The sequence below is a fragment of the uncultured Algibacter sp. genome (assembly GCF_963976535.1).
Lineage (GTDB): Bacteria > Bacteroidota > Bacteroidia > Flavobacteriales > Flavobacteriaceae > Algibacter_B.
The window spans coordinates 39,126-65,661 of record NZ_CAXBLF010000006.1; the positions used below are offsets into that span (position 1 = coordinate 39,126).

Consider the following 26,536-nt stretch of genomic DNA (forward strand, 5'->3'; position numbering starts at 1 on the left):
ATACCTTTAAGGGTATAAAAAATTATCCAGTTAATAAAACATTCCTAATAACGCTTATGAATTGAAAGCAAAAGTGTAAATTAAAATAAACTATATGTAATTACATATAATATTAATTGAACCCGTACTTTTATATATACTTGCATATAGAATTAAGAAAATCTTTACTTTTCTATTTTAAGAAGATTATCATTATTTAAAGACTAATTTGCAATTCGCGAAACGTAAATTACAAATTGAAAAAATAAAATTTGTGCCATTTTGATGAATTTTGAGAAATTCGGACAACCCAAATGTTAAAGTTTGTTAAATCGAGACCAATTCGGTTACCTTTAAAAACAGAACCTTTTGGAAGCACTATAAACACTAGAAAGTTAAATATATGGTCGTTGTCTCCGACTCCACACTAAAAATCTTCAACTAATGATTTCTGATTAGTTGAAGTTTTTGTTTTTGAATATTAGACAGCCCATACATGGTAATTTGAATATTCAGTAACCTTTCAAATGATGTTTCATAAATTTCCTTTTTAAACTCTCATCTGTTTTTTCCTAATCCTTAAATCCCGTAACTTTTTGACTTGATTCCATTTCTTTTAAAGTTCTTGACTAAAATTGGAAGTCATGGTAAAATCTGTTAAACAAAAAGAGCTCCTACGAATCTAATCATAGGAGCTCTTTTTATAAATAAAAAACAAACTTAACTAACTTTTTGCTTTTCTTTCATCTTTTTTAACAACATTAATTCATGCTGTATTTCTTCTTTTCTTTCAGTAAATTTTCGAACTCTTGCATCAATTAAATCTTGATTTTTAATACGAGCTTGACGCCTTTGCTCTGCTTTATCTAATTCTTTTTGTTGAATTTTTTTCTGCTTCATTTTCTCCATTGCCACAGAAAAATATGAAAACCCATACATACTCAAAAATAAAAGGGCAATAATTCCTAATATGACGAAACCGTTATCCATTATACAAATAATTTTAAAATGCTATTAATAAAACCTTAAAAAGAAACCATTAAATTAATATTTTCATAACGAAATGGTAAACTTTACAACAAAATAAGTAAAATTTATACGCTATTAAAAATAAAAAAGGTGAAGTACTAAAAAAAGTAGTTGAATGTGCAAAATAAGTAAAAAACCTCGCCATTATATAATGACGAGGTTTTTTATAAGAGAAAAGGTTAAATTTATTTTTTGTTAAAATAAACTATTATTTTCCACTCATATGTGCGTTATATGACCACATTTCATCCCAAGAGTTTGAAAAACTATTACTACCTAAATCTCGAAAAAGTTCCCAATTTTCTTCTCCATTGACCTCATCAAAAACCTTCTTAAAATCATTGTCATCTTCGTCCATTTCTGCCCAGTTTTTCATAAAACCAACTGTTGCAATATGTCTTCCTAAATCACCTTGTCTAAATTCATTAACATAAACACCCCATGGATTTTCTCCTTTCATCTTCTTAATTGTTTTACTTACATATTCTAAAAAAGCAAACGCTCCTGGTATTTGTCCTTTTTCAATTTCATGATATCTAACAAATAATAACGGATAAGCTGATGCATCACCATCCATCATAGACGTATTAGATAATTTTGCATTTGCTTTCCAATATTCTATAGTATGCATTTTTTTTACATAAGGCATCACATTATCTCTCCAATCCTCATCATGTCCACCTTTACTTGGGCGCGTATCATTATGCTTATAATTCATCGGGCCCATCATCCAGACTATCTTACCTGCATTTGGTCCAGAAACAATATTATATACTGTAGCATCGTAAGTTCCTGCTTTGTGGTACTTAGCATTGTGGGCTTTCATATTATCTCCTAAAACTTTTAATTTGGTATGGTCTGGAGACAACATGATACTTTCCCACATAGCATATGAGTCATCTTCTTGTGCATTTACCGTAGACACAACGCTTAATGTAATTGCTAACATTGTAATTAATGAAATTGTTTTTTTAATCATAATAAATTATTTAATTGGTTGATTAATAAACTATATAACTATTATATAGAGTTAACACTAATAAATTATTCTAGGGGAGAGAGAAAAAAATATAAACTAATTGGATATTATTAAATCAATTAGTGAAAGGATCAAGATTTGAAGTATACTAATATACAAATTTATTAAAAACTCAAAAAGTAATTGTAAAAAAAAAAAAAAAATTAGGCAATGGAAAGTTTATAAATTATTTACTTTCTATAGGAAGACCTTTAGACATCCAATTTAATATGCCTCCCTCTAAATCGTAGATTTTGGTAAAACCAGCTTTTTCAAATTCAATTGCACTTTTACCACTGCGTTTACCAGAACGGCAATAAATATAAACTGGTTTTTGCTTATTTAACTTATCAATATTACTAGTAAAATCATCTGATAAAAAATCAATATTTACAGCATTGGGTATATATCCAGTTACATACTCACTTGGTTTTCTAACGTCAATAAGCTGGACTGAATTATTATTTAGAGACGATTGAAATTCTTCTGGAGTAAGGCGAGTAACTTTTTTATTAGTTGTAGTTTGACAATTAAAGACAAATACACTTAAAAGCATACATATAACTATTATAAATCTTTTCATTTGTTTATATCTATTGTTTTTTATTGGTCACATGTAGCATCCATTTAATCATTCCCTTGGGTATCAAGATTTAGTTATGGATGTTTCATAAAGACCTATTATATATCAACAATATCTCCAATCCATTCTAACATACCGCCTTCTAGGTTGAATGCCTTTTCAAAACCAAGTTGTTCCATAATTTGGCATGCTTGACCACTCCTATTTCCTGAACGACAATATACGTAGTAATTTTTACTTTTATCAAGATCTTCAATTTCATTGATAAATTCTTGACCTTTATATATATCTATATGAATAGCATTGGGGATGATACCATCTGCAACTTCAGCTTCCGTTCTTACATCTATTACTACTGCATTATTATCTTGGGCTAATTGTTCTACCCATTCCTCCTGTGTTAAATCTTCCATGTTTATTTTTAAAAATTATATTCTACAAAATTAATATAACTAAAATTATAGACGAAAAAAAAACGAAGTATTACACTTCGGATTCATATTAAAATCATTATTGATTATACCTTAATAGAACAACCAATGGCTTTTGTTTCTTTTAACCCAACTTCTTCTCCTTTTAATAAAGCATTTACAGCATTTTCAACAAACTTTACTTTAACTGCCGAAGCATCTTTATGGTTATCGTCAATAGCCCCAATATACTTTACAACATTACCTTTTTTAGTTTTCTCAAGCACAAAAATATGAGGTGTTTTAGTAGCTCCAAATTTTGGATATACGTTTTGTTCTTCATCCAATAAATATGGAAAAGTAAAGCCTTTTTCTTCAGCTCTCTTTTTCATTTCTGGTAAGGCATCTCCAGGTTTAACATCTGTATTATTAGGCATAATGGCAATTACAGGATAGCCTTGAGATGCATACTTTTCGTTAAGGGCTTGAATTCTATCTTCATACATAACAGCAAATGGGCAAGTATTACATGTAAATGTTATTATAAAGCCTTTAGCGTCTTTATAATCTGCCAGAGACACCATATTTTCATCTATGTTTTTTAACAAAAAATCATCAGCAACATCTCCAATTCCATAACCTTTAAGAGTCGTATTGTTTAGAGTAAAAGCACTAATAAAAACTACAACAAGTACTGCAGAAACAAATATAATAGACTTTTTCATATAAATTTATTTTAAAAATTATTTACTCATATAACACTCCTCAAATAACATTTTTTTTGGAGAGGGTTTCTTTTAATTGTCAATCCCGCCAATGCGGGAATCTAAAGTTAAAAAATTTAATCACAGAAATTTTTTAACTTCTTTTTCTAATTCTTCATACGTAAATGATTGTTCATAAAACTTACGATTATCATTCTTATAAATTATTGTAGCTGGTATTGATCCAGACCAACTTTCATCAACTTTGGGTATCCAAGTATTCATATCAACATCATCTAAAGCAATAACTTTTGATGATAATTTTTTGTCTTTTATAAACGGTTTTAGCTTTTTATCATATAAATGTGGAAAATCCAAACTTACTAATATGACCTCAACATTTTTATTTTTATATTCTGAATTCAACTTTTCAAAATACGGAAGCTCTTTAACACAAGGTGCACACCAAGTTGCCCAAAAATTAATAACATAAACTTTATTGTCCTTCTTATTTAAAAAGGTCTCAAAACCTGCATAATCATAAACTTCAAGTTCAGTATCAAGGTTATTTATTTCGTTTTCAACTACTTTTTCAGTGGCTTCTTTAAATACCTCAGCAGTTTTGTTGTTTTTTCCACAACTTGTCATTAAAAGAATGACAACAATTAATACGTTTAGTTTCATAACCATAAAATTAATTAATAGTTCTTTGCATTTCTCATAGTTTAACAAACTTTTATATAAAAAATGTTTCAAAGTTTTGTGTATAACTATTTTCATTTCTATATTTGACCTCCCGATAGTTATCGGGATAATAACTGAAAATGAACAGATTTTTAAATAATACTTGGTGGTGGTGCTTTCGAAACTAATCTTCGTGAAGTAAAACCCTAGTATATTTAAACATAAAATATTCAAAAGGCTTGTCATTCACGACAAGCCTTTTTTTATAGTATTTTTTTTATTTCCGCGAAAGCGAAAATCTTAAAACAGAAAAACTAAGTGCTTTCGCTTTTGCGGAAATGATAAAAACATTTAAATGAAAAAATTTAGTCTTTACACACATCACAAAAGAATATTAACAGATACTATTACACCTGTTACTGTATACTATAAAATACGAGACAAATACCCAAATAGTATTTTATTAGAAAGTGGTGATTATCATAAAAGTCATAAGAATTTCTCATACATCTGCTTTAATCCTATTGCATCCATCAAAGTTGAAAATGAAGTCATTTCAGAAACTTTTCCTGATGGCAGTTCAACATCCTTGGAAATAACAGATGATATTAATGTAGTTGATGAAATCTACAATTTCACAAAACGTTTTGACACCAAATCTGAAGAAAATTTCAAATTCATCAACAACGGTATTTTTGGTTATACAGCTTACGATGCTGTACGGTATTTTGAAGATGTTGAAATCAGCAAAAAAGATGATTCTGTAGTTATTCCAGATATGTACTATGCAGTTTATCAAAACATTATAGCCATTAACCACTTTAAAAATGAAGCTTATATTTTTGCTCATTGTTATGATGGCACTCCAAATAACATTGATGCTATCGATAAGCTAATAAACGTTCAAAATTTTGCATCTTATAATTTCAATTCAAAAGGAGATATTAAATCTAATCTAACGGATGATGAGTTTAGAGAAAATGTTGAAGTAGCCAGAAAACATTGCCAAAGAGGTGATGTATTTCAATTGGTGCTATCAAGACGTTTTTCACAAGAATACACAGGCGATGATTTTAACATCTACCGAGCTTTAAGAAGTATCAATCCTTCACCATATTTGTTCTATTTTGATTATGGCGATTTTAAAATCTTCGGAAGTTCTCCTGAAGCTCAACTTATTGTAGATGATGGTTTAGCTGAAATACACCCAATTGCAGGAACTTTTAAACGAACCGGTGACGAGCAACAAGACGAGATCTTAGCAGAAGCACTCAAAAAAGACGACAAAGAAAACGCTGAACACGTTATGCTAGTTGATTTAGCTCGAAATGATTTAAGCCGTCATGGAAGTCAAGTAAAAGTAGAAACTTATAGAGAAGTTCAGTTTTTCTCGCACGTTATTCATTTAGTGAGTAAAGTTACAGGGCAAAAACACAATACAACCTCAACCATGCAAGTAGTGGCAGACACGTTTCCTGCGGGAACTTTAAGTGGTGCACCAAAACATAGAGCCATGCAACTTATTGAGAAATACGAAAAAACAAGTCGTGGTTATTACGGTGGCGCCATTGGATTCATGGATTTTGATGGTAACTTTAATCACGCTATTATGATACGCACCTTTTTAAGTAAAGATTACAAACTCAACTGGCAAGCAGGAGCAGGTTTAGTTTCAAAATCTGATGCGGAAAGTGAATTACAAGAAGTGTACAATAAATTAGGAGCATTAACTAAAGCTATTAAGTTAGCAGAAGATATTTGAAATTATGGCGTTACCACAAGGGTCGGGCTTTCACAAGTCGCTCTCGAAAAGAGGAGCTCCAACAATTGCTCAATCCCTAACGCACAAGTCAGCAGATGGCAGTAATCAGTTAGCAGTAAATATGTGGCTTAAAACAATAAGTTAAGAGTTAAGAAAGATATAAATATAATTTTAGAGAAAAATTAGCAAAAAGTAAAGTCCTGAATCAATTCGTAGAAATGAACGCCAAGGCGCAGAATAGATGCAGAAAAGCTCCGAGAACAGGAGAACGTAGTTCGACGCGGAGTTTTCAAATCGGTTTTCAGTTTTTACTGAAAAATTCCTCGGCTTGGACTTGATTTTTTGGTTTTGTATTTAGCTTAAAATGTCTACTAGACATTTTAAGCTAAATAGTGCATCAAGGCAAAATGAACAAACAAATAAAAGCAAGATTTCCGTTATTAACAGGAATAATTAGATAGAAATAACATTAAAAAGATTTCCGCCTTCGCGGAAATAAAAAAAGGATGAATAGAAAGGTATTAGTTATAGATAATTACGACAGTTTTACGTACAATTTGGTTCATTATTTAGAAGACCTAAATTGCGATGTTACGGTGGTAAGAAATGATAAATTAGCTTTAGAAGATGTGGAACCTTTTGATAAAATTGTATTATCTCCAGGTCCTGGAATTCCTGATGAAGCTGGTTTATTAAAACCTATCATTGAAAGATATGCATCTACTAAAAGTATTTTAGGTGTATGTTTAGGGCAACAAGCCATTGGGGAAGTTTTTGGTGGATCACTAATTAATTTAGACGAGGTTTATCATGGGGTTGCGACCAATGTAACTTTATGTGTCGATGACGAATATATCTTTAAAGATTTAGATAAAAATATTGAAGTAGGACGCTATCATTCATGGGTAGTCAATCCAGATTTACCTGAAAGCTTAGAAGCAACTTCTTTTGATAAAAACGGACAAGTCATGTCTTTAAGACATAAAATTTATGATGTAAGAGGTGTTCAATACCATCCAGAATCGGTATTAACACCCCACGGAAAGAAAATATTGGAGAATTGGGTGAATTCCCCAAACCCCAAAGGGGCTTAAAATTAGTTTCTCAAAACTCAAAGAGGGCTTTTAAAAATGAAACTTAGAAAATCGAATAACTAATCAATCCCCTCTCCTTTGGAGAGGGTTAGGGAGAGGAAAATGAAAGACGTACTAAATAGACTTATAAATCACGAAACCATCTCAAGCGAAGAGGCAAAACAGGTTATTGTTAATATATCAAATGATATGTATAACCCAAGTCAAATAACATGCTTCCTATCTGTTTTCATGATGCGAAGTATTACCTTAGAAGAATTAAAAGGCTTTAGAGATGCGCTTTTAGAACTTTGTGTATCAATAAACCTCAACGACTTTAATGCCGTAGATATAGTTGGTACTGGAGGTGATGGTAAAAATACGTTCAACATCTCTACCCTATCATCTTTTATAACGGCAGGTGCTGGAGTTAACGTTTCCAAACATGGTAACTATGGTGTATCATCAACTTCTGGTTCATCTAATGTTATGGAACATCTAGGAGTGAAATTTTCCAACAATGAAGATTTTTTAAGAGGATGTATAGATAAAGCTGGAATTTGCATTTTACACGCACCATTATTTCATCCAGCTTTGAAGAACGTTGCTCCCATTCGTCGAGAGTTAGGCGTTAAAACCTTTTTCAACATGTTGGGCCCTTTGGTTAATCCTTCATTTCCAAAAAACCAAATGCTAGGCGTTTTTAGTTTAGAGCTTTTACGCCTATATAGTTTCATATATCAAAATACGGAAACAAACTACAATATAGTTTATGCTTTAGATGGTTATGATGAAATTTCATTAACAGGCAAAGCCAAAATTGTTTCCAATCACACTGAAAAACTTTTTTCACCAGAAGACTTGGGACTTAAAAATATTAAACAAGACGCTATTTTTGGAGGAGATACAGTTAAAGATGCTGCAAAAATATTTGTTGATATTATTAGTGGTAACGGAACAGAAGCACAAAACAATGTAGTTTGCGCCAATGCAGGATTAGCAATAGCCACCACAAAACAAATTTCACATCAAGAGGGATTTGAAATTGCAAAAGAATCGTTATTCTCTGGAAATGCAAAAGCAAGTTTAGATAAATTAGTTGAACTGAGTAAATAGTAAGAAGTAAGAAGTAAGCAAGATTGAGAATAAATTTTAATTATAAAAAGAATATAGTAGAAAGTCTAGTCCTGAATCAATTCGCAGAATTGAACGCCAAGGCGCAGAATAGATGAAGAAAAGCTCCGAGATCAGGTGAACGAAGTTCGACGCGGAGTTTTCAAATCGGTTTTCAGTTTGCAAAACTGGAAAATTCCTCGGCTTGGACTTGATTTTTTGGTTTTGTATTTAGCTTAAAATGTCTACTAGACATTTTAAGCTAAATAGTGTATCAAGACAAAATGAACATAAAGAAAAAAAAGAATGAACATACTAGATAAAATAACACTTGATAAAAGAAATGAAGTTGCACTAAGAAAACAACTCATTCCAACATCTCAACTAGAACAATCCGTTTTATTTGAAAGACAAACGGTTTCTCTTGCTACTAATTTACGGAACAGTAAATCAGGTATAATTGCTGAACACAAACGCAGATCACCATCTAAATCTGTAATTAATAATACGCTAAATGTTCAAGATGTAGCAAAAGGTTATGAATCAGCAGGTGTTTGCGGGATGTCCGTTTTAACCGATGGCAAATATTTTGGAGGTTCTCTTGACGATTTATTAACAGCAAGAGCAAGTTGTAACATTCCTTTGTTAAGAAAGGAATTCATAATAGATGAATACCAATTATTAGAAGCAAAAGCTTATGGTGCCGATGTTATTCTTTTAATTGCAGCAATTCTTACTAGAAATGAAATCAAGCAGTTTTCAGAATTTGCTAAAAGCTTGAATTTAGATGTGCTTTTGGAGGTTCATAACGAAGAAGAATTGCATAAATCTATTATGCCAAGTTTAGACATGCTTGGAGTAAACAATAGAAATTTAAAAACGTTTGATGTTAGTTTAGACACTAGCAAAAGTTTAAGTAATCTTATTCCAAATGATTTTGTGAAAGTATCGGAAAGCGGTATTAGTAATATAGAAGCGATCAAAGAACTACAACCTTATGGTTATCAAGGTTTTTTAATAGGAGAAAACTTTATGAAAACAGATAATCCAGGAGCGAGTGCATCAGAATTTATTAAAACTTTAGAAGGATGAAACATTCATAACTAAACTTTTATATGAATCAATAACTATTATATGAATGTCACATGTGACAAATAAAAAATAATAAAAACGAACACATGAAACTAAAGGTTTGTGGTATGAAATATCAGGATAACATCAAACAAGTTGCTGGATTGCAACCTGATTATCTCGGTTTTATATTTTATGAAAAATCCGCAAGAGACTTTGATTCACATCAAATACCAGAAATATCAAATAGCATAAAAAAAACAGGAGTTTTTGTAGATGCCGATTTAGATTATGTTCTCGAAAAAATTAGCAAACACGATTTACAAGCCGTTCAATTACACGGAAAAGAATCTTCTGATTATTGCTTAAAATTAAAACGTCATTACAAGGAGAAAAGCGACGAAGTAATCTCTTTAATAGAAGCAGATTGCCACGACTTAGAAAAAAAGTCTCGCAATGACAAAAAACTGGAAATCATAAAAGTATTCTCAATAAAAGATGAATTCGATTTCAATGTTTTAAAACCTTATGAAGGCATTGTTGATTATTTCCTTTTTGATACCAAAGGAAAACTCCCCGGAGGAAATGGGTACACATTTGATTGGACTATATTAAACAACTACCCATCCACTACCCCATTCTTTTTAAGCGGAGGAATTGGATTGAGCCAAATGGACGACATTAAAAAGTTTCAACAAAGCGAAGCTTCAAAGTACTGCTATGCTTTAGATGTGAATAGCAAATTTGAAATAGAACCTGGATTTAAAAATATTGCAGACTTAAAAAAATTTAAAAACAACCTGATTTCTAAAATCATGAATTATAACGTAAACAAAAAAGGGTATTACGGCGAATTTGGAGGCGCATTCATTCCAGAAATGCTGTACCCAAATGTTGAAGAGTTACGCCAAAATTATTTAAAAATAATGGCTGAACCCGATTTTCAAAAGGAGTTCAATCAACTACTTAAAGATTATGTAGGGCGCCCTTCTCCCCTATATTTTGCTAAGCGTCTTTCAGAAAAATATTACACCAAAATTTATTTAAAGCGTGAAGATTTAAACCATACTGGCGCTCATAAAATCAATAATACCATTGGTCAAATTTTAATGGCGCAACGTTTAGGCAAAACAAGAATTATTGCTGAAACTGGTGCCGGTCAACATGGTGTTGCTACAGCAACCGTTTGTGCTTTAATGGGACTGGAATGTATTGTTTACATGGGAGAAATTGACATTGCTCGACAAGCTCCAAACGTTGCCAGAATGAAAATGCTAGGTGCTACAGTTGTACCTGCCTTATCAGGAAGTCGAACGTTAAAAGACGCCACGAATGAAGCGATTAGAGATTGGATTAATAATCCTGTAAACACGCACTATATTATTGGTTCAGCCATTGGCCCGCACCCTTATCCAGATATGGTTACGCGATTTCAATCAGTCATTTCAGAAGAAATAAAATGGCAATTAAAAGAACAAACAGGTAAAGAAAACCCAGATTATGTTGTAGCATGTATTGGTGGTGGTAGTAACGCTGCCGGAACGTATTATCATTATTTGCACGAACCTGAAGTGGGTATTATTGCCGTAGAAGCCGCTGGTTTGGGAATAGATTCTGGTGAAAGCGCCGCCACCTCTGTTTTAGGAAAAGAAGGTATTATTCACGGTTGTAAAACCCTTTTAATGCAAACCCAAGATGGACAAATAACTGAACCTTACTCTATTTCCGCAGGATTAGATTATCCAGGAGTTGGCCCTATGCACGCGCATTTATCGAAAACAGGTAGAGCAGAGTTTATGTCTATTACCGATAGCGATGCTATGGATGCTGGCTTAGAACTTTCAAAACTGGAAGGTATCATTCCTGCTATCGAAACATCTCACGCCTTAGCTATTTTTAAGCATAAAACGTTTAAACCTAACGATGTTGTGGTTATGAGCTTATCTGGTCGTGGCGATAAGGATTTAGAGAATTACATTGATTATTTTAATATATAATTTTTGCATTTCCGCGAAGGCGGAAATCTCATGATTAAAATATGGATGTTCATTATGTGTACATATTAACAAATAAAAGTCATAACGTTCTTTATGTGGGTCGTTCAAAACAATTAAAAGAAAGATTAAAACAACATAAAACTAATAGTCTAAAATCTTTTACTGGAAAATACAATGTTGACAAGCTTGTATATTTTGAAACAACAAAATATGTTAATAATTCTATCAAAAGAGAGCGTCAAATAAAAAAGTGGAATCGAGAATGGAAGATTAATTTAATTAATGGATTGAATCCGGATTGGAAAGATCTTTCAGAGTATATCTAAAATAAACATTAAAAGATTCCCTCCTTCGAGGGAATGAAAAACTATTCATTTACAATGAACAGAATAAATCAAAAATTAAAAGAAGACAAAAAGTTATTGTCTATATATTTTACGGCAGGCTATCCTAATATTAATGATACGGCTTCAATCATCCAAAACTTAGAAAAAAACGGAGTCGACATGATTGAAATAGGATTACCGTTTAGCGACCCACTAGCCGATGGACCAACCATTCAAGATAGCTCAACAAAAGCTTTAAAAAATGGCATGACATCAGAAGTCCTTTTTATTCAATTAAAAGACATCCGAAAAACCGTTAATATCCCATTAATTATTATGGGGTATTTTAACCCGATGCTTCAATATGGTGTGGAAGCCTTTTGCAAAAAATGTAAAGAAACAGGTATTGATGGTTTAATTATACCCGATTTGCCTGTTGATGTATATCATGAAGAGTATCAAGCTATTTTTGAAAAGTATGGACTTATCAATGTGTTCTTAATTACACCACAAACAAGTGATGAACGCATTAGGTATATTGATTCTATTTCAAACGGATTCATTTATATGGTAAGTAGCGCAAGTACCACGGGAGCCCAATCAGGATTTGGTGATGAACAAACTCGTTATTTTGAACGTATTGGTAAAATGAACTTAAACAATCCACAAATTATTGGTTTTGGAATCAGTAATAATGAAACCTTCACACAAGCAACACAGTATGCAAAAGGCGCTATTATCGGGAGTGCTTTTGTAAAACATGTAACCAATAAGGGTGTTGATAGTATTGATGAATTTGTAAATTCAATTCTTAATTAATAAGATGAAATTACTTAACGATTGGAAACTTGTTATTTTACTTTGCGTCACTTTAGGCTTAGCACCTTTTTTTCCAGAACCTCATATTTGGGGTAAACTAAAATGGATTGCTGGTGGCTCTAACAATATGCAACTTATGGATTGGTTTGATACGCTTATGCATGGTGTCCCTTTCTTGCTTTTGATACGGTTAATAATTGTAAAATTTACGACAAAAAAATGAGCCTTAATATTGTTTTAATAGAACCCGAAATACCTAATAACACAGGTAATATAGGTCGATTAGCTCTTGCCTCAGGTTCTCATCTCCATCTTGTGAAACCTTTTGGGTTTGAAATTAATGATACGAGATTAAAACGAGCAGGTTTAGATTATTGGCAGCATCTATCTGTTACTTACTACGAGAATATAAGTGAGTTTTTCAGCATCAATAAGGATAAAAATATGGCACTTCTATCTAGCCATGGCACAAAAAATCATTGGGATATTCCTTTTGAAAATGATATGTTTTTAATCTTTGGAAAAGAGTCCGTGGGCTTACCTAAAACTATTATTGAAAAACACACTGACAAACTTTTTAAAATACCTTTATATAGTGAACATGTTAGAAGTTTAAATTTAGCCAATGCTGTAAGTATTGTTGTTTATGATGGGTTAAGACAGCTTATTTAAGGTTGCTTTAGAATAAATTAAACCTGGTTAAATCCACTCAGATTTACAGCCTGGGCAATAGAAATTTCAATAAATTAATCCGCCTTATAAAAAAGTTCTTATCTTTAATTCTCTAAGAACGTTATTCATTTACAATTCCGGAAAATGATTAGTACTTCACATTAAAAAAGAGAATATGGGTTCGATAACTAGAAGAGAGTTTACAAAAAAATCCGCTTTAGGCATAGGAGCTATTCCACTTATAAATATTCCTCAAAATTTATTTAATACTCAAAATAACAACGAATCTTTATCAGTTCATTTATTCTCTAAACATCTACAGTTTTTAAACTATGAGCAGGCAGGTGAAAAGGCTGCGGAGTTAGGCTTTCAAGGTTTAGATTTAACGGTTCGTCCAAAAGGGCATGTTTTACCTGAATCTGTTACTCAGGATTTACCAAGAGCCATTGAAGCTATTAAAAAAGGTGGTTCAACATGTACTATGATGTCTACAGCTATTGATGATGCAAATAATAAAACAGACATAAATGTGCTAAAAACTGCTGCTGAACAAGGCATTAAATATTATAGAGCAAATTGGTTTAAGTATTCTGAAAACAGATCGATGGATGAGGATTTAGAATATTATCAACAAAAAATCAAAGATTTAAGCCTACTTAACAGCAAACTGGGGATAATTGGTGCTTATCAGAATCATGCAGGACGTTCTATTGGTGCTTCTATTTGGGAAGTTAAAAAACTTTTGAAATATGCCAACCCCGATTATTTTGGTGCTCAATATGACATAAGACATGCCATGGTTGAAGGTGGATTATCATGGGAAAATGGATTAAAGCTTATAAGACCATCCATAAACTCTATTGTGCTTAAAGATTATAAATGGGGACTAGTTAATGGGACTTGGAAACCTATTAATGTACCTGTAGGATCCGGTATGGTAGACTTTAAAAAATACTTCTCAATATTGAAAGCATACAAAATTAATGTTCCAGTAAGTTTACATCTAGAGTATGATTTAGGAGGCGCAGAGAAAGGACATAAAACTATTTCTGTAGATAAAAAAGTAGTTTTTAATGCTATGAAAAAAGATTTAGAAACAGTAAGACAGGTTTGGACAGAAGCATAATTTAGAAGCAACCTCCAACAAAATTATTGTTTGTTTTTCAACATTTTTAAATACATATTCTCCACTTTAGTTCTTGCCCAAGGCATTCTGCGTAAAAATTTCAAACTCGATTTTACCGAAGGCTTATCTGTGAAGCATTTAATTTTTATATTGTAACCCATATATTCCCAACCATAATGTGCTACCAAATCGTTGATGATTTGTTCTAGCTTTATGCCGTGTAACGGGTTATTGGGTTGCGATTCCATATTGTGTCTGGTCGAGCGCAGTCGAGACCTTCATTAATAATTTACTATCTAAACCTCTCGACTGCGCTCGAGGAGACAAAAATAACTTATTCTATTAAACGTTTAATTTTTACAGCCTTCTCAAAATGATCTAGCTTATGGGTTTCAATCCACCAAGTGGCGGCTTCCATGAGTAATTCTGGATTATCATTTTTATTCTTAAAAAACGCATAAAAAGAAACACCAACATTTTCACCTTTGGCAGCGATTTTTTTATCGCACACTTCAATAATTTTATCTTTAAGAATCTTTTGCATGAATTCTGGCTTCTAATTACGTCTATCGCTATTGCGATTAGGTCGTCTAGAGTTACTTTTCCCTTTTGAATTTCTACTTGAATTCCTAGAGTTACCAGAATTTCTAGAGTTTCGATTTTGTCTCCCTTGTCCCTGTTTTATTGGTGCAGTTGAGGCATTTGGATCTGGTTCAAAACCTTCTATAATTTGTACGGGAAGCTTCATTTCAATCAACTTTTCAATATCTCTTAAAAAAGAAGTTTCATCAGCACTAACTAAAGATAAGGCTTCACCACTAGCTCCTGCTCTACCTGTTCTTCCAATTCTATGCACATAATCTTCAGGAATATTAGGTAACTCAAAATTAATAACATGTGGCAATAATGGAATATCTAATCCACGAGCAGCAATATCTGTTGCTACTAAAACACGAACACGCCCACTTTTAAAACCAGCTAATGCTTTTGTTCTTGCACCTTGACTTTTATTACCGTGAATGGCCGCTGCAGATATTCCTGCTTTAATCATTTTTTCACACAGCTTGTTAGCGCCGTGTTTAGTTCTACCAAACACCAAAACTTGTTTCCAATGACCATCAGAAATTAACTTAATAATCAAACCCGTTTTTAGGCCTTTGGCTACTCTGTATACCTTCTGCGTTATGGCTTCAACAGTTGTGTTCTCTGGAGTTGCTTCAACATACACAGGCTTATTTAAAATACCATGTGCTAACTTTTTAATATCTTTTGAAAACGTAGCAGAAAACATCAAATTCTGACGTTTCTCTGGCATGGATTTTATAATACGTTCAATATCTCTTAAAAAACCCATATCAAGCATTCTATCGGCTTCATCTAAAACAAAAATTTCAACCCGTTTAAGCGATAATAATCCTTGATTTTGTAAATCTAACAAACGTCCTGGTGTAGCTACTAAAATATCAACACCTTGACGAATAGCGGCTACTTGCGGTTTTTGGTTGACACCTCCAAATATAACGGCACTTCGCAAATTTAAAAACTCGCTATATTCTCTAACATTGGCATAAACTTGCGCTGCCAATTCTCTTGTTGGTGTTAAAATTAAAGCACGAACAGGTCTGAATTTTTCTTTCGGATTTTCAGAAAGTATGTGTAAAAGCGGTAATGTAAAACCTGCTGTTTTTCCTGTTCCTGTTTGCGCCGAAGCTAAAACATCTCTGCCTTCTAAAACTGGTGGAATTGCTTTTTGTTGAATAGGACTTGGGATTGTGTATCCTTTTTTGCTAACTGCTTTTAGCAAGGCTTCGGATAAGCCTAAAGATTGAAATGACATATATTGTATTTATGAAGGTCCATAATGGACATTTGAGATTATAAACCGTTATGAATTCAATCTCCTTCTAATTATTAAAGGCGCAAAGGTACATCTAATTTTTTGTCTAATTTTCAATTAATCTATCAAAAAAACTCCCGATACTGCATCACTCTATAGTCAAACGTATTGAACTTAGGGTTTTTAGCTTTTAGTTGTTTGTAGAGCGGTATTCTACTTATTGAAATATTTGCTGCTCCAGAACCAGAGGTTAATGAAACGGTTTTAATAGTTCTTATCGGGGTTTGGATGGAGCTTGTGCTAATCGCAGTCGAAGTGCTCAACCTAACAGGCAGTTTAAATTCGTGTATTCGTGGCACTTCATTATTTACCAACTCCATTTTCAAATTGTAATCTTTTAGATGTCTTCTGAAGAAATATTCGGGTCCGTTTTTACTATTTCCGCCAGTAAATAATAGCGTATCAATATTTGGGTATTTATCCAAATAACCGATGATATTTCGAAGCTTAATATTTTTCATGCCCAAGTCTGAGGCATCAATTTTATCGCGTTCTGCACTGTCAACAATATCACAAACGCCTATTTTATTTTTAATAAGAAATGTTTTTCGTTCTTCAATCGCTTCATTTGAATTATCATATCGCAAGTTTAAATTATGAATCTTATCTATAAATAACCAAAGCGAGTTATAATAACTTCCATAGCAAAAATCTACGTCCTTTTCTAAAAGTTCGCCAGTTGAAAACCTTGGTGGTGGCAATGTCCCAACAATCAGTTTAGTGGTGTTTTTTTGAATGAATGGTTTGTAAGGGTGCTCGTGTTTAAACATAGATTTAACTTGATTTTATGCTTTAAATTCACTATATTAAATCTTTAGTTAAAGATAATGAGATTCCCGTCTTCACGGGAATGAAAAACACTTAATTTATTATGGGAAAAGGCGATAAAAAAACAAAACGAGGTAAAATTAATCGAGGCACTTTTGGCGCTAGAAGACCTAGAGTTAAAAAAAGACGTTCCATTGAAACTAAAATTGGCGTTGGCAACAAGGCTACACCAAAATAACTATCTGATAAATACAAGTTCAGAATCAGAACTCATGGATTCACTAAAACCATAGCCATCGTAGTTAAATCCTTTTAAATCGTCTATGGTTTTTGCGTTTGTGTCAACAATATAACGTGCCATCATGCCACGAGCTGCTTTTGCAAAAAATGAAATCATTTTATACTTACCGTTTTTAAATTCTTTGAAATTAGCAGTTATTACAGGAACTTTTAAGACTTTAGTATCAACCGCTTTAAAATACTCGTTACTGGCTAGATTTAAGAATAACTCATCGTCTTCAAGGGCTTCGTTTAAAGCTTTTGTAATATCTTTTTTCCAGAATTCGTAAAGATTCTTTTTTACACCAACTTTTAATTTTGTTCCCATTTCCAAACGATATGGTTGTATTAAATCAGTTGGTTTTAATAAACCATATAAACCTGAAAGAATACGCACGGTATTTTGAAGTTCATCTAATTTATCTTCAGTAATGGTGTAAGCATCCAGTCCTCGATATACATCGCCATTAAAAGCATAAACCGCAGGTCGTGCATTTTCTGGAGTAAACGGTAATTGCCAATCTTGATTGCGCTGATGGTTTAATTGTCCCAAAGCATCAGAAATACTCATGAGTTTTGATAAACTTTTTGCCGATTTACTTTTAAGCAGTTTATTTAAACGCTCTGATTGTGACAGAAAACCAGGTTCGGTATATTGAGTTGTTGGCAGCGGGCTTTCAAAATTGAGCGATTTTGCAGGCGATAATACTAGTTTCATGAATAATGCTATTTTTTTCATTCCCTCGAAGGAGGGAATCTCAAATTCCTTTTCATTCCAAATTTACAACTACTATTTTACTTTAAAAATCTTAGTCCAGAATTAATTGTGATGTAGTTATAAATGGAATTGATGCTTTTTACATAGTCAATAAAAATAGCTAAATTCGTTTAACAATTCATAAGGTTAATTTTAATCCAACTTGTTTCAGCATAGAAACAGATTTTTATCTTATATTTTGGAGTCTTTAAAAATATATATCCATGAAAAAATTTATCATAATTAGTTTTCTTCTCCTTACCACTCATTCAGTGATTGCTCAGTGGAAAAACCGCTATCCAAAGGTAGACGGATATGGTCATCATGTATATCTAGAAGGCTATGAGCTTCCTGTTTTAAATCCAGGACCTATGGATCCTGCCCCATCTCCGGCAACTAACAGCGTAGTTTTTTCAGCAAAAGGATGGTTATGGTTAATGAATCTTGATACTTCTGAAGCCTTAAGGATAACTAGTTCTTCTGGCATAGATTCTAGACCCAATTGGTCGCCTAACGGCAAACAAATTACTTTTGTTAGAGATAGTGGATTAGATACACAAATAGTTTTACTAGATTTAGTTTCTAAAAAAGAAACCATATTAGTTGATACAGAAGCTCTAGATTTAGACCCAATTTTTTCTTCGTCTGGTAACTTTGTTTATTACTCATCTGCAAAAAATGGATCATTAGACCTTTGGAAAATAAATCTTTCTTCTTTAGAATCTAGTATCATTACTAAAGAAAAAAGTCTTGAAAGGCTGCCTATTCCAACAGTCCAAGAAAATAAAATCATATACTTAAAAAAAACAGGCTTCTCTTATGATTCCATAGAATTATTAGATATTGAAACAAATACATCCTCCTCTTTAGTTGAAGAAAACTTTATGTCGCAAGCTGCTTTTACACTTTCTACCGATAATAAAACTTTAGCTTATACGTGGCCCAATGGCAGTGATTATGAACTTCGTCTATTAAATATATTAATACCCAAAAGCAGAGTACTCCTTACTAAAAGCAAGGGTCTTCCTTTAGCTCCTAAGTTTAGTTATGATGGTAAGTGGGTTTATTATGCTGAAAACAATAAGAATGAAACTTCAGAAATAAAAAGAATAATGGTGACTGGTGGTTTACCTGAAACCTTAAAAGTAAAAAAATGGCTTTGGGGAACAGCGACTGGTAAACTAAAAATTATTAGTAAAGTAGATGGAAAAATGGAGGCTGTTAGATTAAACATTACTCATAAAAACGGCCACCCAATTATACCAAACAGTGGACTTATACACTCTGAAGGACAAAATGGAATTATATTTTTCTATTCAAAAGGAGAAATAGAAATAGAAGCTCCTATTGGTGAGTTAACTATAATGGCTACCCATGGTTTTGCTACAGAAAAGCATATTCAAAATGTTGAGATAAAAAAAGGACATATTAAAACTGAAATAAATTTGAATAAAATATGGGATGCTAATAAAAATGGTTGGTATTCTGGGGACAATCATTTTCATCTTAATTATGGCGGTACCAACCAATTAGACCCCGAAGATATTCTCGTAGACCTAAAAGCAGAAGACCTTGATATAGGCTATTCCTTAGTAGCAAATTTAGGAAATCGATTTCTGGAGCAAGACCTAATAAATTGGAAGCATGATGGAGTACCTGCCTTAAGATTTGGCCAAGAGGTGCGTTCACATTTTTTTGGTCATTTAAATTTAATTGGAATTAAAGAATTGTTTTGGCCATGGATATGGGGACCTAATTATGATATTTATGAAGATGATGATAGACTAAATGCGGAACCCCTCCGTTTTGCACGTAAACAAGGAGGGGTATCTGGGTATGTTCACCCAGTTTCCATAAAAGAACCATTTAAAGAAGGTGGTGCTAAATACATTCCAATTTCATTAATAGCAGATGCTGTTTTAAAAGAAGTAGACATTTTAGAATTAGGATGTCTATGGACAGATGAAATTGGGACTACTGCTGTATGGCACGAATTTCTAAATCTCGGTATTCCAATTGCATTATCAGCAGGTAGTGACATAATGAGCGACCTTTATAGAACAATGGCAATAGGGTCAACAAGGGTTTATGTAAAACCTAAAGGGTTATTAACAGAGCAAAGTTTCTTAGATGCCCTTAAGAATGGCAAGAGCTTTATTAGTAATGGCCCACAGATTATTTTTTCTGTAGATGGTAAAGAAGTAGGTGATATTGTAAAATCAACAAAAAAGAAGAGCAATTGGTCACTAAAAGTATATACACCTATACCCTATGAAAAAGTAGAAATATTTGTAAATGGAAAAGTGGTGTGGTCGAAAAAAGGTAAAGATGGACATGTTGAAACCTATAAAGGATCTTTTGATGTTCCAGATGGAGGTTGGGTAACAGCAAGAGTTTCTGGTGGTAAGACAGATTGGCCTATGATGGACAGCTATCCTTTTGCTGAAAGTTCGCCTATTTGGTTTAATAAAATTGGCAGTACATCAGCCAGTAGCAAAATTGAAGCAGCAAACAAATTACTTAAAGCATTTGAAGTATCTGAAGGACTTATGAAAACTAGTTATTCCAATAAAGAAATCCCTAACCTTACAGCCCATTTTTCTAAAGCAAGGAAAGAATTAATAAGACTAACCAAAGAATAATAAAATTACCCTAAATCCTGATGCTTAGAATACGTTTTCCATTTTTCAATACACTGTTGCATATCGTCCGGAATTTCGGTATCAAACTGCATAAATTTGCCTGTTGTTGGATGCTCGAAACCCAATGTTTTAGCATGTAAAGCTTGCCTTGGCAATACTTTAAAACAATTATCTACAAACTGCTTATATTTAGTAAAGGTTGTCCCTTTTAATATCTTTTCACCGCCGTAACGTGCGTCATTAAACAGCGTATGCCCAATGTGTTTCATGTGTACGCGTATTTGATGCGTGCGCCCAGTTTCTAGCTTACAAGACACTAAAGTAACATAGCCCAAACGCTCTAAAACCATGTAATGGGTAACGGCGGGTTTACCTTTTTCGGCATCATCGTCAAGAAATACGGTGTTTTGTAGTCGGTTTTTAGGGTGGCGCCCAATATTGCCTTCTACTGTGCCTTCATCTTCGTTCATATTCCCCCAAACAATAGCTACGTATTCGCGTTCGCTAGTTTTATTGGCGAATTGTGCAGACAAATGCGCCATGGCAATTTCGGTTTTAGCGACCACTAAAAGTCCGCTAGTATCTTTATCAATTCTATGCACCAGTCCTGGGCGTTCACTAGAGTTATTTGGTAGATTATCAAACCTATGAATTAATGCGTTTATTAAGGTTCCTGAATAATTTCCATGACCTGGATGTACAACCATTCCTGGTGGTTTATTGACCACCAAAAGATCGTCGTCTTCATAAATCACATCAATATCTATATCCTCGCCTACCAATAAGTTTTCAAAAGGCGGATGAGAAAATAGCACACGAATGCTATCAAAAGGTTTTACTTTATAATTTGATTTTACGGCAACATCATTTACAAAAATGCTTCCCTCTTTTGCTGCAGCTTGAATTTTGTTTCGTGTAGCGTTTTCAACAAAATTCATTAAATATTTATCAATACGTAAAGCTGCCTGTCCTTTATCAACTATAAATGCATGGTGTTCATAAAGATCGTTTTCGTCTGGTAATTGTGGTGTGTAGTTGTCCATTATTTAGGGTCTCTTACCATTACCTAGTACTAAATCTATCACAGAAGTTCTAGCTAATTTATCGCCTGCTTTAAGCGCTTTTCTTTTATGCGTTAACTTTAAAACCATGCCTTTTCCAATATTATCAACATAAGTTATTTTACCAACTTTAAACCCTAAGGCTTCTAGCATTGGCTTTACTTGTCTAAAAGTTTGGTCTATTAAACCTTCGGGTATATTCATTTTTCTATAACCTGAAGGGTTAAGCGTGATGTATATTTTTCTATTCTCCTTAACTTTAGAACCCGCTAAAGGTTCTTGCTCTATTACTGAAAACTTTGGATAATCTGGATTATAATTTGCAGAATCCTGAATTTTCATAACCAAATTATTGTCTTTTAATTCTAATTCTGCAACACTTATAGATTTACCTTTAAGTTCTGGAACGGTTTCAAAATCGCCATGATTAGTTGTTACGTTCAACCATTTTAACATGATAAAACACAGCACAACTAAAGCAAAAACTGCCAATACAAGTTGTTTCAAAAAGGTTTTACTGGTTAGAAATTTTATGATACTCATGGATCTATTTTTCATTTAGGCAAATATATAAAAACAGAACTGTTTTTTCTTTTGCAATATATATGATATTTTAGCCTATACCAATTTATATACAAAATGACTTTTCAAAGGCAAAGTTATTTTATTTTATAAAAACGCTGTGATTATATTTCATAGCATCGCTACGGAATTTATGAACAAGGCATTTATAAATTAAAAGAACGAGACGACAAATGTTATTTTGTATATAAATTGGTATGTACTAATAATAGATACGATTTATTGTTAGTTTTTGGTTGTAAGTTCACAGAATTAGTTTTTATGTTTAAATGTCACTTCGAGTATCCCTATTTTATTTCGGGATGTATCGAGAAGTTGGGCGTTACCCAAGGGTCGGGCTTTCGGCAGTCGCTCTCTGCGAGGAGCTTCAACAAATGCCTCAATCCCTAACGCGGTGCAGAACTATATTTAAACGTTATTGAACTAAGGCACAGGCTTATAGCTTTTAAAAGAAGATTCCCTCCTTCGAGGGAATGAAAAAAAAATAATTAATGAAAAAAAATATTGCTATCATTATGGGTGGGTATTCTAGCGAATACAAAATCTCATTAACAAGCGGGAATGTTGTTTTTGAAACACTTGACACTTCAAAATACATGCCTTACCGAATTCATATTTTTAAAGATAAGTGGGTTTATGTAGATGACGAAGACATGGAATTCCCGATTGATAAAAATGATTTCTCAATAAATGTAGACAGCTACAAAGTTACTTTTGATTGTGTTTTTAACGCTATTCATGGTTCTCCCGGAGAAGATGGGTTTATGCAAGGGTATTTCGAGTTATTGAATATCCCACACACCAGTTGTGATATGTATCAGGCGAGTTTAACGTTTAATAAACGAGACTGTTTAAGTGTATTAAAACCTCATGGCATAAAAACCGCAGAATCGTTTTACTTAAACCTAGGCGACACCATTAATGAAGATGCTATTATTGCTAAAGTAAGTTTACCTTGTTTTGTAAAAGCAAACAAAGCCGGAAGTAGTTTTGGCATAAGTAAAGTGCATAAAAAAGAAGATTTACAAAATGCTATTGATGTAGCTTTTAAAGAAGATGATGAAATTATTATTGAATCGTTTTTAGATGGCACTGAAGTATCTGTTGGTGTGATTACCTATAAAGGTGAAACCAAAGTGTTACCAATTACCGAAATTATTTCTGAAAATGATTTTTTTGATTATGAAGCTAAGTATTTAGGAAAATCTCAAGAAATAACACCTGCAAGATTAAACAAAACCCAAGAGGAAAAAGTAAATAGAGAAGCTAAAAAAGTATACGAAATTTTAAAAATGAAAGGCTTTAGTAGAAGTGAATTTATTTTTAAAGATGGTGAACCACATTTGTTAGAAATGAATGCTGTTCCTGGATTAACCAGAGAGAGCATTTTACCTCAACAGGCCGCTGCTGCTAATATTTCGTTAGCTGAATTGTTTGATAATGCTATTGAAGAGGCGTTGAAAAGCCTCCCTTAATCCCTCCGAAGGAGGGAAACTGTTGCGAGAATTAATTATAGAATTGTATATTTATATGTTAACTAAAAATAAAAATTCCCTTTCCTTTGGAAAGGGTTAGGGATAGGAATGAAACGAGCTTTATTTCCAGGGTCTTTTGATCCACTAACATTAGGACATTACGATATTATAAAGCGTGGCGTTACTTTATTTGATGAAATTATTGTTGCCATAGGCGTAAATGCCGATAAACAATATATGTTCTCTCTTGAAGAACGGAAAAAATTTATTGAAGATGCTTTTGCCGATGAACCTAAAGTAAAAGTGGTTATATACAAAGGCCTTACTGTTAACTTTTGTAAAGAAATTGGCGTAGAATTTATTTTGCGTGGACTAAGAAATCCTGCTGATTTTGAATTTGAAAAAGCTATTGCCCATACCAACAGAGACCTTGCACCTATTGAAACTGTGTTTCTTTTAACCTCGGCAGGCACGTCTTACATAGCGTCTTCTATTGTGCGTGATGTAATTAGAAATAATGGCGATTATACCAAGTTGGTTCCGGATAATGTGAGGGTAAAGTAGTTTTCAGTCACAGTTTGCAGTTTTTACACTTCAAAGTGAATGTTCTTAAATACACTAAAAACTTTAAGAATTTATAACTATCTCTTCTGGTTTAACGTATTGCTCATTTACAAATTTGTTATATCAATTTAGTTTGTTACTTGACTTTGTAAAAAAAATCAGCTAACTTAAGTCGTTATTAAAACGGATTCATATACACAAACACGGTTAGTCAGAATGAGAAATCAACAGAACAATGATAAAATTCTTTAGAAAAATTAGACAAAAGTTACTGACTGAAAATAAGTTTAGTAAATACTTACTTTATGCAGTCGGAGAAATTGTACTTGTAGTCATTGGAATTTTAATTGCACTACAGGTAAATACTTGGAATGAAAATACAAAAAGAAATACCGAGGAAATTGAATACCTCAAACGACTGAACAAGGACATAAAGGTTTCGATATAAAAGACAAAGTTTTATACTGACTTTATGATAAATACAGCAAATCTTTCAACTTCGGTAATTAAAAACTTGATAAATTGTAACATACCCGAAACTGACCAAAGGAAGTTTGTGAATGGAATCTATCATTTAGGCAAATTAGCACCTCCAGTATTAATAAAAGGTACAATAAATGAACTTCAATCAACAGGGAAATTACTATCGATAAGGAATATCGAAATAAGAGAACAACTAACCATTATGCTAGGAGTGTACGAAGAATTTAATGCCATTTACAGACAAGCAATCGATTTTGTATCACCTCATGTTAATTATATTGACGAAAAGGTAGGTTTCAAAATTGATTCACCAACCCGAGGTAATAGTGAATTATTTTGGGAAGATGCTTCCTTTAATCTTGATAGTCTTTGTAAGGACAACAAATTTATCGCAGCAGTTTCAGCAATTAGAAATTACACATATGACGTAGCAAACTGGAACGAGTTGACTTTGAAAGAATTCAAAATATTTCAAAAAGCAGTCCAGAATGAATTAAATATAAAGGAATAAAATCAATGGAAATAAATAACGAAAGGCTAACAACATTAAGGGTAAGTGTTTTACCCGCAGTAAGAGATAATAAAAAAGATATAGTTAGTGGATCAATAGAGCTAGTTTAACCACAACATACCATAGCCAAAACGATGGAATACATTCAGCTAAAAATCAAACCCATGAAAGCATCAATTCTTGTTTTACTCCTTATTTTTACTCCCTCAATAATAATATCCCAAGAAGCTTAGTTATCAACGCCAGAAAGTATTAATCAATTCAGAGAACAAGTTGAGTCTTTAAAACCTGGCACTTCCAAATTTGACTTAAATGTTTTAAATAAAACCATTCAATTAACTGGACGTGATTTAGAAATACGAATTTACAAACCGCAAAGCACGGTTTTAAAACCCACATTAATATATGTACATGGAGCTTGTTGGGTTGCAGGAAGTCTTGATAGTCATGATGAAATCTGTAGATATTTGTCAAAAAAAAGTGATGTTAACGTCATAGCAATAAATTATAGATTAGCTCCAGAACATAAATATCCAACTGCTCATAATGATGTTTATGATGCAATTGAATGGATTTGGAATCATGCAAGTGAACTCGGATTAAATAAAAAACAATTTGCAATTGCCGGCGAAAGTACAGGAGCTTACTTTACTGCGGCAACAACACTAAAATCAAGAGACACTAAAGATGGTCCAAAATTTTCTTTCCAACTACTTGTATATGCTGCTCTTGATGGAGGAGGTTCATCATGGACTGAATGTAAAGATTTGTATTTTAATAATAAGAAAGATATTAGAAGTCAATATGGCTCACCTCTTTGGTCTAAAAATCTTTCTAGACTGCCGACAACATTCAACATTTTAGGAGAATTTGAGATTTCCCGAGCTGAAGAAGAGCTATTTATGAGAAAATTGAAAGAAAATGGAATAACAACTAAAAGTTTCATTTACGAAGGTGTAACTCATGACGTAGTAAATTGGTTGTCCGTAAAAACTGAAACTCCTGCACACTTGAAAGCGATAGAATTTATAAAAGACGGGTTTAACATGGAATAAACTATGCCTAACACCGTAAAAATTAATTGCTAGTGCAAGCCTTTTTACGAAAATACTTATAGATTTTCTATTCGGTTTGTATTTACTAATTTAGTT

At 32.7% G+C, this 26,536-nt stretch carries 30 protein-coding genes and 1 pseudogene; 18 read left to right on the forward strand and 13 right to left on the reverse strand.

What is annotated here, in order from left to right; all coding sequences use genetic code 11:
• Nucleotides 1-699 precede the first annotated feature (699 nt).
• The 6 genes from AAC024_RS03350 to AAC024_RS03375 all read right to left on the reverse strand — a co-directional run bounded on the left by AAC024_RS03350 (nt 700) and on the right by AAC024_RS03375 (nt 4,407).
• Nucleotides 700-969, reverse strand: a complete 270-nt coding sequence (locus AAC024_RS03350; RefSeq protein WP_339893769.1) for a hypothetical protein — start codon at nt 967-969, stop codon at nt 700-702.
• 247 nt (nt 970-1,216) lie between these two features.
• Entirely contained in the window at nt 1,217-1,987 is a 771-nt protein-coding gene (locus AAC024_RS03355) for a hypothetical protein (RefSeq protein WP_339893770.1), read from the reverse strand.
• Between the two features lie 226 nt (nt 1,988-2,213).
• Complete coding sequence (locus AAC024_RS03360; RefSeq protein WP_339893771.1) at nt 2,214-2,582, reverse strand: rhodanese-like domain-containing protein; 369 nt, start codon at nt 2,580-2,582, stop codon at nt 2,214-2,216.
• A gap of 125 nt (nt 2,583-2,707) precedes the next feature.
• Nucleotides 2,708-3,022 carry a rhodanese-like domain-containing protein gene (locus AAC024_RS03365; protein ID WP_339893772.1) on the reverse strand — a complete coding sequence of 105 codons (315 nt, stop codon included), beginning with the start codon at nt 3,020-3,022 and terminating at the stop codon, nt 2,708-2,710.
• 104 nt (nt 3,023-3,126) lie between these two features.
• Nucleotides 3,127-3,744: a thioredoxin family protein gene (locus AAC024_RS03370; RefSeq protein WP_339893773.1), complete on the reverse strand. Its 618-nt coding sequence runs from the start codon at nt 3,742-3,744 to the stop codon at nt 3,127-3,129.
• A 120-nt stretch (nt 3,745-3,864) separates the two neighbouring features.
• Nucleotides 3,865-4,407: a TlpA family protein disulfide reductase gene (locus AAC024_RS03375; RefSeq protein ID WP_339893774.1), complete on the reverse strand. Its 543-nt coding sequence runs from the start codon at nt 4,405-4,407 to the stop codon at nt 3,865-3,867.
• A 355-nt stretch (nt 4,408-4,762) separates the two neighbouring features.
• Between AAC024_RS03375 and AAC024_RS03380 the strand changes: the two genes are divergently transcribed.
• The 11 genes and pseudogenes from AAC024_RS03380 (at nt 4,763) to AAC024_RS03430 (ending at nt 14,366) form a co-directional block, all read left to right on the forward strand.
• Entirely contained in the window at nt 4,763-6,169 is a 1,407-nt protein-coding gene (locus AAC024_RS03380; protein WP_339893775.1) for an anthranilate synthase component I family protein, read from the forward strand.
• 506 nt (nt 6,170-6,675) lie between these two features.
• Complete coding sequence (locus tag AAC024_RS03385; protein WP_339893776.1) at nt 6,676-7,263, forward strand: aminodeoxychorismate/anthranilate synthase component II; 588 nt, start codon at nt 6,676-6,678, stop codon at nt 7,261-7,263.
• Nucleotides 7,264-7,365: 102 nt separating this feature from the next.
• Nucleotides 7,366-8,358 (forward strand): anthranilate phosphoribosyltransferase, encoded by a 993-nt coding sequence (gene trpD, locus AAC024_RS03390; protein WP_339893777.1) that lies wholly within the window; start codon nt 7,366-7,368, stop codon nt 8,356-8,358.
• Nucleotides 8,359-8,661: 303 nt separating this feature from the next.
• Nucleotides 8,662-9,447 carry an indole-3-glycerol phosphate synthase TrpC gene (trpC, locus tag AAC024_RS03395; RefSeq protein ID WP_339893778.1) on the forward strand — a complete coding sequence of 262 codons (786 nt, stop codon included), beginning with the start codon at nt 8,662-8,664 and terminating at the stop codon, nt 9,445-9,447.
• A gap of 107 nt (nt 9,448-9,554) precedes the next feature.
• Nucleotides 9,555-10,208: pseudogene (locus AAC024_RS03400) on the forward strand (phosphoribosylanthranilate isomerase); the annotation flags it as partial.
• Between the two features lie 33 nt (nt 10,209-10,241).
• A complete protein-coding gene (gene trpB, locus AAC024_RS03405; protein WP_339893835.1) occupies nt 10,242-11,423 on the forward strand; it encodes a tryptophan synthase subunit beta in 1,182 nt (393 codons plus the stop codon).
• Between the two features lie 41 nt (nt 11,424-11,464).
• Entirely contained in the window at nt 11,465-11,749 is a 285-nt protein-coding gene (locus AAC024_RS03410; protein WP_339893779.1) for a GIY-YIG nuclease family protein, read from the forward strand.
• Nucleotides 11,750-11,803: 54 nt separating this feature from the next.
• Nucleotides 11,804-12,568, forward strand: coding sequence for a tryptophan synthase subunit alpha (gene trpA / locus AAC024_RS03415; RefSeq protein WP_339893780.1), 765 nt, complete (start codon nt 11,804-11,806; stop codon nt 12,566-12,568).
• A gap of 4 nt (nt 12,569-12,572) precedes the next feature.
• The gene (locus AAC024_RS03420) at nt 12,573-12,791 is read left to right on the forward strand and encodes a hypothetical protein (RefSeq protein ID WP_339893781.1); all 219 of its coding nucleotides are present in this window, start codon (nt 12,573-12,575) and stop codon (nt 12,789-12,791) included.
• Nucleotides 12,788-13,240: a tRNA (cytidine(34)-2'-O)-methyltransferase gene (locus AAC024_RS03425; RefSeq protein ID WP_339893782.1), complete on the forward strand. Its 453-nt coding sequence runs from the start codon at nt 12,788-12,790 to the stop codon at nt 13,238-13,240. The genes AAC024_RS03420 and AAC024_RS03425 overlap by 4 nt, the downstream gene beginning before the upstream one ends.
• Nucleotides 13,241-13,415: 175 nt before the next feature.
• Nucleotides 13,416-14,366: a TIM barrel protein gene (locus AAC024_RS03430; RefSeq protein ID WP_339893783.1), complete on the forward strand. Its 951-nt coding sequence runs from the start codon at nt 13,416-13,418 to the stop codon at nt 14,364-14,366.
• A gap of 23 nt (nt 14,367-14,389) precedes the next feature.
• On the opposite strand, the gene AAC024_RS03435 is transcribed toward AAC024_RS03430, so the two are convergent.
• The 4 genes from AAC024_RS03435 to AAC024_RS03450 all read right to left on the reverse strand — a co-directional run bounded on the left by AAC024_RS03435 (nt 14,390) and on the right by AAC024_RS03450 (nt 17,033).
• Nucleotides 14,390-14,614, reverse strand: coding sequence for a VF530 family protein (locus AAC024_RS03435; RefSeq protein ID WP_339893784.1), 225 nt, complete (start codon nt 14,612-14,614; stop codon nt 14,390-14,392).
• A gap of 86 nt (nt 14,615-14,700) precedes the next feature.
• On the reverse strand, nt 14,701-14,910 hold the full coding sequence (locus AAC024_RS03440; protein WP_339893785.1) for a DUF6500 family protein: 210 nt from the start codon (nt 14,908-14,910) through the stop codon (nt 14,701-14,703).
• A gap of 12 nt (nt 14,911-14,922) precedes the next feature.
• Nucleotides 14,923-16,203 carry a DEAD/DEAH box helicase gene (locus AAC024_RS03445; protein ID WP_339893786.1) on the reverse strand — a complete coding sequence of 427 codons (1,281 nt, stop codon included), beginning with the start codon at nt 16,201-16,203 and terminating at the stop codon, nt 14,923-14,925.
• Nucleotides 16,204-16,328: 125 nt separating this feature from the next.
• Nucleotides 16,329-17,033 (reverse strand): uracil-DNA glycosylase family protein, encoded by a 705-nt coding sequence (locus tag AAC024_RS03450; RefSeq protein ID WP_339893787.1) that lies wholly within the window; start codon nt 17,031-17,033, stop codon nt 16,329-16,331.
• Between the two features lie 101 nt (nt 17,034-17,134).
• On the opposite strand from AAC024_RS03450, the gene AAC024_RS03455 reads away from it, so the two are divergent.
• Entirely contained in the window at nt 17,135-17,269 is a 135-nt protein-coding gene (locus AAC024_RS03455; protein ID WP_339893788.1) for a 30S ribosomal protein THX, read from the forward strand.
• On the opposite strand, the gene yaaA is transcribed toward AAC024_RS03455, so the two are convergent.
• Nucleotides 17,270-18,028, reverse strand: coding sequence for a peroxide stress protein YaaA (yaaA, locus tag AAC024_RS03460; RefSeq protein WP_339893789.1), 759 nt, complete (start codon nt 18,026-18,028; stop codon nt 17,270-17,272).
• 263 nt (nt 18,029-18,291) lie between these two features.
• Between yaaA and AAC024_RS03465 the strand changes: the two genes are divergently transcribed.
• The gene (locus tag AAC024_RS03465; protein ID WP_339893790.1) at nt 18,292-20,709 is read left to right on the forward strand and encodes a CehA/McbA family metallohydrolase; all 2,418 of its coding nucleotides are present in this window, start codon (nt 18,292-18,294) and stop codon (nt 20,707-20,709) included.
• 5 nt (nt 20,710-20,714) lie between these two features.
• Here the strand turns inward: AAC024_RS03465 and AAC024_RS03470 are convergent, their stop codons facing one another.
• Both AAC024_RS03470 and AAC024_RS03475 read right to left on the reverse strand, forming a co-directional pair.
• The gene (locus AAC024_RS03470; protein WP_339893791.1) at nt 20,715-21,752 is read right to left on the reverse strand and encodes an RluA family pseudouridine synthase; all 1,038 of its coding nucleotides are present in this window, start codon (nt 21,750-21,752) and stop codon (nt 20,715-20,717) included.
• Between the two features lie 3 nt (nt 21,753-21,755).
• Nucleotides 21,756-22,313, reverse strand: a complete 558-nt coding sequence (locus AAC024_RS03475; protein ID WP_339893792.1) for a PASTA domain-containing protein — start codon at nt 22,311-22,313, stop codon at nt 21,756-21,758.
• A 530-nt stretch (nt 22,314-22,843) separates the two neighbouring features.
• Here AAC024_RS03475 and AAC024_RS03480 point away from each other — a divergent pair.
• From AAC024_RS03480 to AAC024_RS03500, 5 genes are all read left to right on the forward strand, one after another.
• Nucleotides 22,844-23,827, forward strand: coding sequence for a D-alanine--D-alanine ligase (locus AAC024_RS03480; RefSeq protein ID WP_339893793.1), 984 nt, complete (start codon nt 22,844-22,846; stop codon nt 23,825-23,827).
• A gap of 108 nt (nt 23,828-23,935) precedes the next feature.
• Nucleotides 23,936-24,391, forward strand: coding sequence for a pantetheine-phosphate adenylyltransferase (coaD, locus tag AAC024_RS03485; protein WP_339893794.1), 456 nt, complete (start codon nt 23,936-23,938; stop codon nt 24,389-24,391).
• A gap of 235 nt (nt 24,392-24,626) precedes the next feature.
• Nucleotides 24,627-24,839, forward strand: coding sequence for a DUF6090 family protein (locus tag AAC024_RS03490; RefSeq protein ID WP_339893795.1), 213 nt, complete (start codon nt 24,627-24,629; stop codon nt 24,837-24,839).
• A gap of 24 nt (nt 24,840-24,863) precedes the next feature.
• Nucleotides 24,864-25,385: a hypothetical protein gene (locus AAC024_RS03495; RefSeq protein ID WP_339893796.1), complete on the forward strand. Its 522-nt coding sequence runs from the start codon at nt 24,864-24,866 to the stop codon at nt 25,383-25,385.
• A 362-nt stretch (nt 25,386-25,747) separates the two neighbouring features.
• Nucleotides 25,748-26,440, forward strand: a complete 693-nt coding sequence (locus tag AAC024_RS03500; RefSeq protein WP_339893836.1) for an alpha/beta hydrolase — start codon at nt 25,748-25,750, stop codon at nt 26,438-26,440.
• Nucleotides 26,441-26,536: the final 96 nt, after the last annotated feature.

Coding starts and splice junctions, on each gene's coding strand:
- AAC024_RS03350 (WP_339893769.1), bottom strand. CDS start 969: ATGGATAACGGTTTCGTCATATTAGGAATTATTGCCCTTTTATTTTTG.
- AAC024_RS03355 (WP_339893770.1), bottom strand. CDS start 1,987: ATGATTAAAAAAACAATTTCATTAATTACAATGTTAGCAATTACATTA.
- AAC024_RS03360 (WP_339893771.1), bottom strand. CDS start 2,582: ATGCTTTTAAGTGTATTTGTCTTTAATTGTCAAACTACAACTAATAAA.
- AAC024_RS03365 (WP_339893772.1), bottom strand. CDS start 3,022: ATGGAAGATTTAACACAGGAGGAATGGGTAGAACAATTAGCCCAAGAT.
- AAC024_RS03370 (WP_339893773.1), bottom strand. CDS start 3,744: ATGAAAAAGTCTATTATATTTGTTTCTGCAGTACTTGTTGTAGTTTTT.
- AAC024_RS03375 (WP_339893774.1), bottom strand. CDS start 4,407: ATGAAACTAAACGTATTAATTGTTGTCATTCTTTTAATGACAAGTTGT.
- AAC024_RS03380 (WP_339893775.1), top strand. CDS start 4,763: ATGAAAAAATTTAGTCTTTACACACATCACAAAAGAATATTAACAGAT.
- AAC024_RS03385 (WP_339893776.1), top strand. CDS start 6,676: ATGAATAGAAAGGTATTAGTTATAGATAATTACGACAGTTTTACGTAC.
- trpD (WP_339893777.1), top strand. CDS start 7,366: ATGAAAGACGTACTAAATAGACTTATAAATCACGAAACCATCTCAAGC.
- trpC (WP_339893778.1), top strand. CDS start 8,662: ATGAACATACTAGATAAAATAACACTTGATAAAAGAAATGAAGTTGCA.
- trpB (WP_339893835.1), top strand. CDS start 10,242: ATGAATTATAACGTAAACAAAAAAGGGTATTACGGCGAATTTGGAGGC.
- AAC024_RS03410 (WP_339893779.1), top strand. CDS start 11,465: ATGGATGTTCATTATGTGTACATATTAACAAATAAAAGTCATAACGTT.
- trpA (WP_339893780.1), top strand. CDS start 11,804: ATGAACAGAATAAATCAAAAATTAAAAGAAGACAAAAAGTTATTGTCT.
- AAC024_RS03420 (WP_339893781.1), top strand. CDS start 12,573: ATGAAATTACTTAACGATTGGAAACTTGTTATTTTACTTTGCGTCACT.
- AAC024_RS03425 (WP_339893782.1), top strand. CDS start 12,788: ATGAGCCTTAATATTGTTTTAATAGAACCCGAAATACCTAATAACACA.
- AAC024_RS03430 (WP_339893783.1), top strand. CDS start 13,416: ATGGGTTCGATAACTAGAAGAGAGTTTACAAAAAAATCCGCTTTAGGC.
- AAC024_RS03435 (WP_339893784.1), bottom strand. CDS start 14,614: ATGGAATCGCAACCCAATAACCCGTTACACGGCATAAAGCTAGAACAA.
- AAC024_RS03440 (WP_339893785.1), bottom strand. CDS start 14,910: ATGCAAAAGATTCTTAAAGATAAAATTATTGAAGTGTGCGATAAAAAA.
- AAC024_RS03445 (WP_339893786.1), bottom strand. CDS start 16,203: ATGTCATTTCAATCTTTAGGCTTATCCGAAGCCTTGCTAAAAGCAGTT.
- AAC024_RS03450 (WP_339893787.1), bottom strand. CDS start 17,033: ATGTTTAAACACGAGCACCCTTACAAACCATTCATTCAAAAAAACACC.
- AAC024_RS03455 (WP_339893788.1), top strand. CDS start 17,135: ATGGGAAAAGGCGATAAAAAAACAAAACGAGGTAAAATTAATCGAGGC.
- yaaA (WP_339893789.1), bottom strand. CDS start 18,028: ATGAAACTAGTATTATCGCCTGCAAAATCGCTCAATTTTGAAAGCCCG.
- AAC024_RS03465 (WP_339893790.1), top strand. CDS start 18,292: ATGAAAAAATTTATCATAATTAGTTTTCTTCTCCTTACCACTCATTCA.
- AAC024_RS03470 (WP_339893791.1), bottom strand. CDS start 21,752: ATGGACAACTACACACCACAATTACCAGACGAAAACGATCTTTATGAA.
- AAC024_RS03475 (WP_339893792.1), bottom strand. CDS start 22,313: ATGAGTATCATAAAATTTCTAACCAGTAAAACCTTTTTGAAACAACTT.
- AAC024_RS03480 (WP_339893793.1), top strand. CDS start 22,844: ATGAAAAAAAATATTGCTATCATTATGGGTGGGTATTCTAGCGAATAC.
- coaD (WP_339893794.1), top strand. CDS start 23,936: ATGAAACGAGCTTTATTTCCAGGGTCTTTTGATCCACTAACATTAGGA.
- AAC024_RS03490 (WP_339893795.1), top strand. CDS start 24,627: ATGATAAAATTCTTTAGAAAAATTAGACAAAAGTTACTGACTGAAAAT.
- AAC024_RS03495 (WP_339893796.1), top strand. CDS start 24,864: ATGATAAATACAGCAAATCTTTCAACTTCGGTAATTAAAAACTTGATA.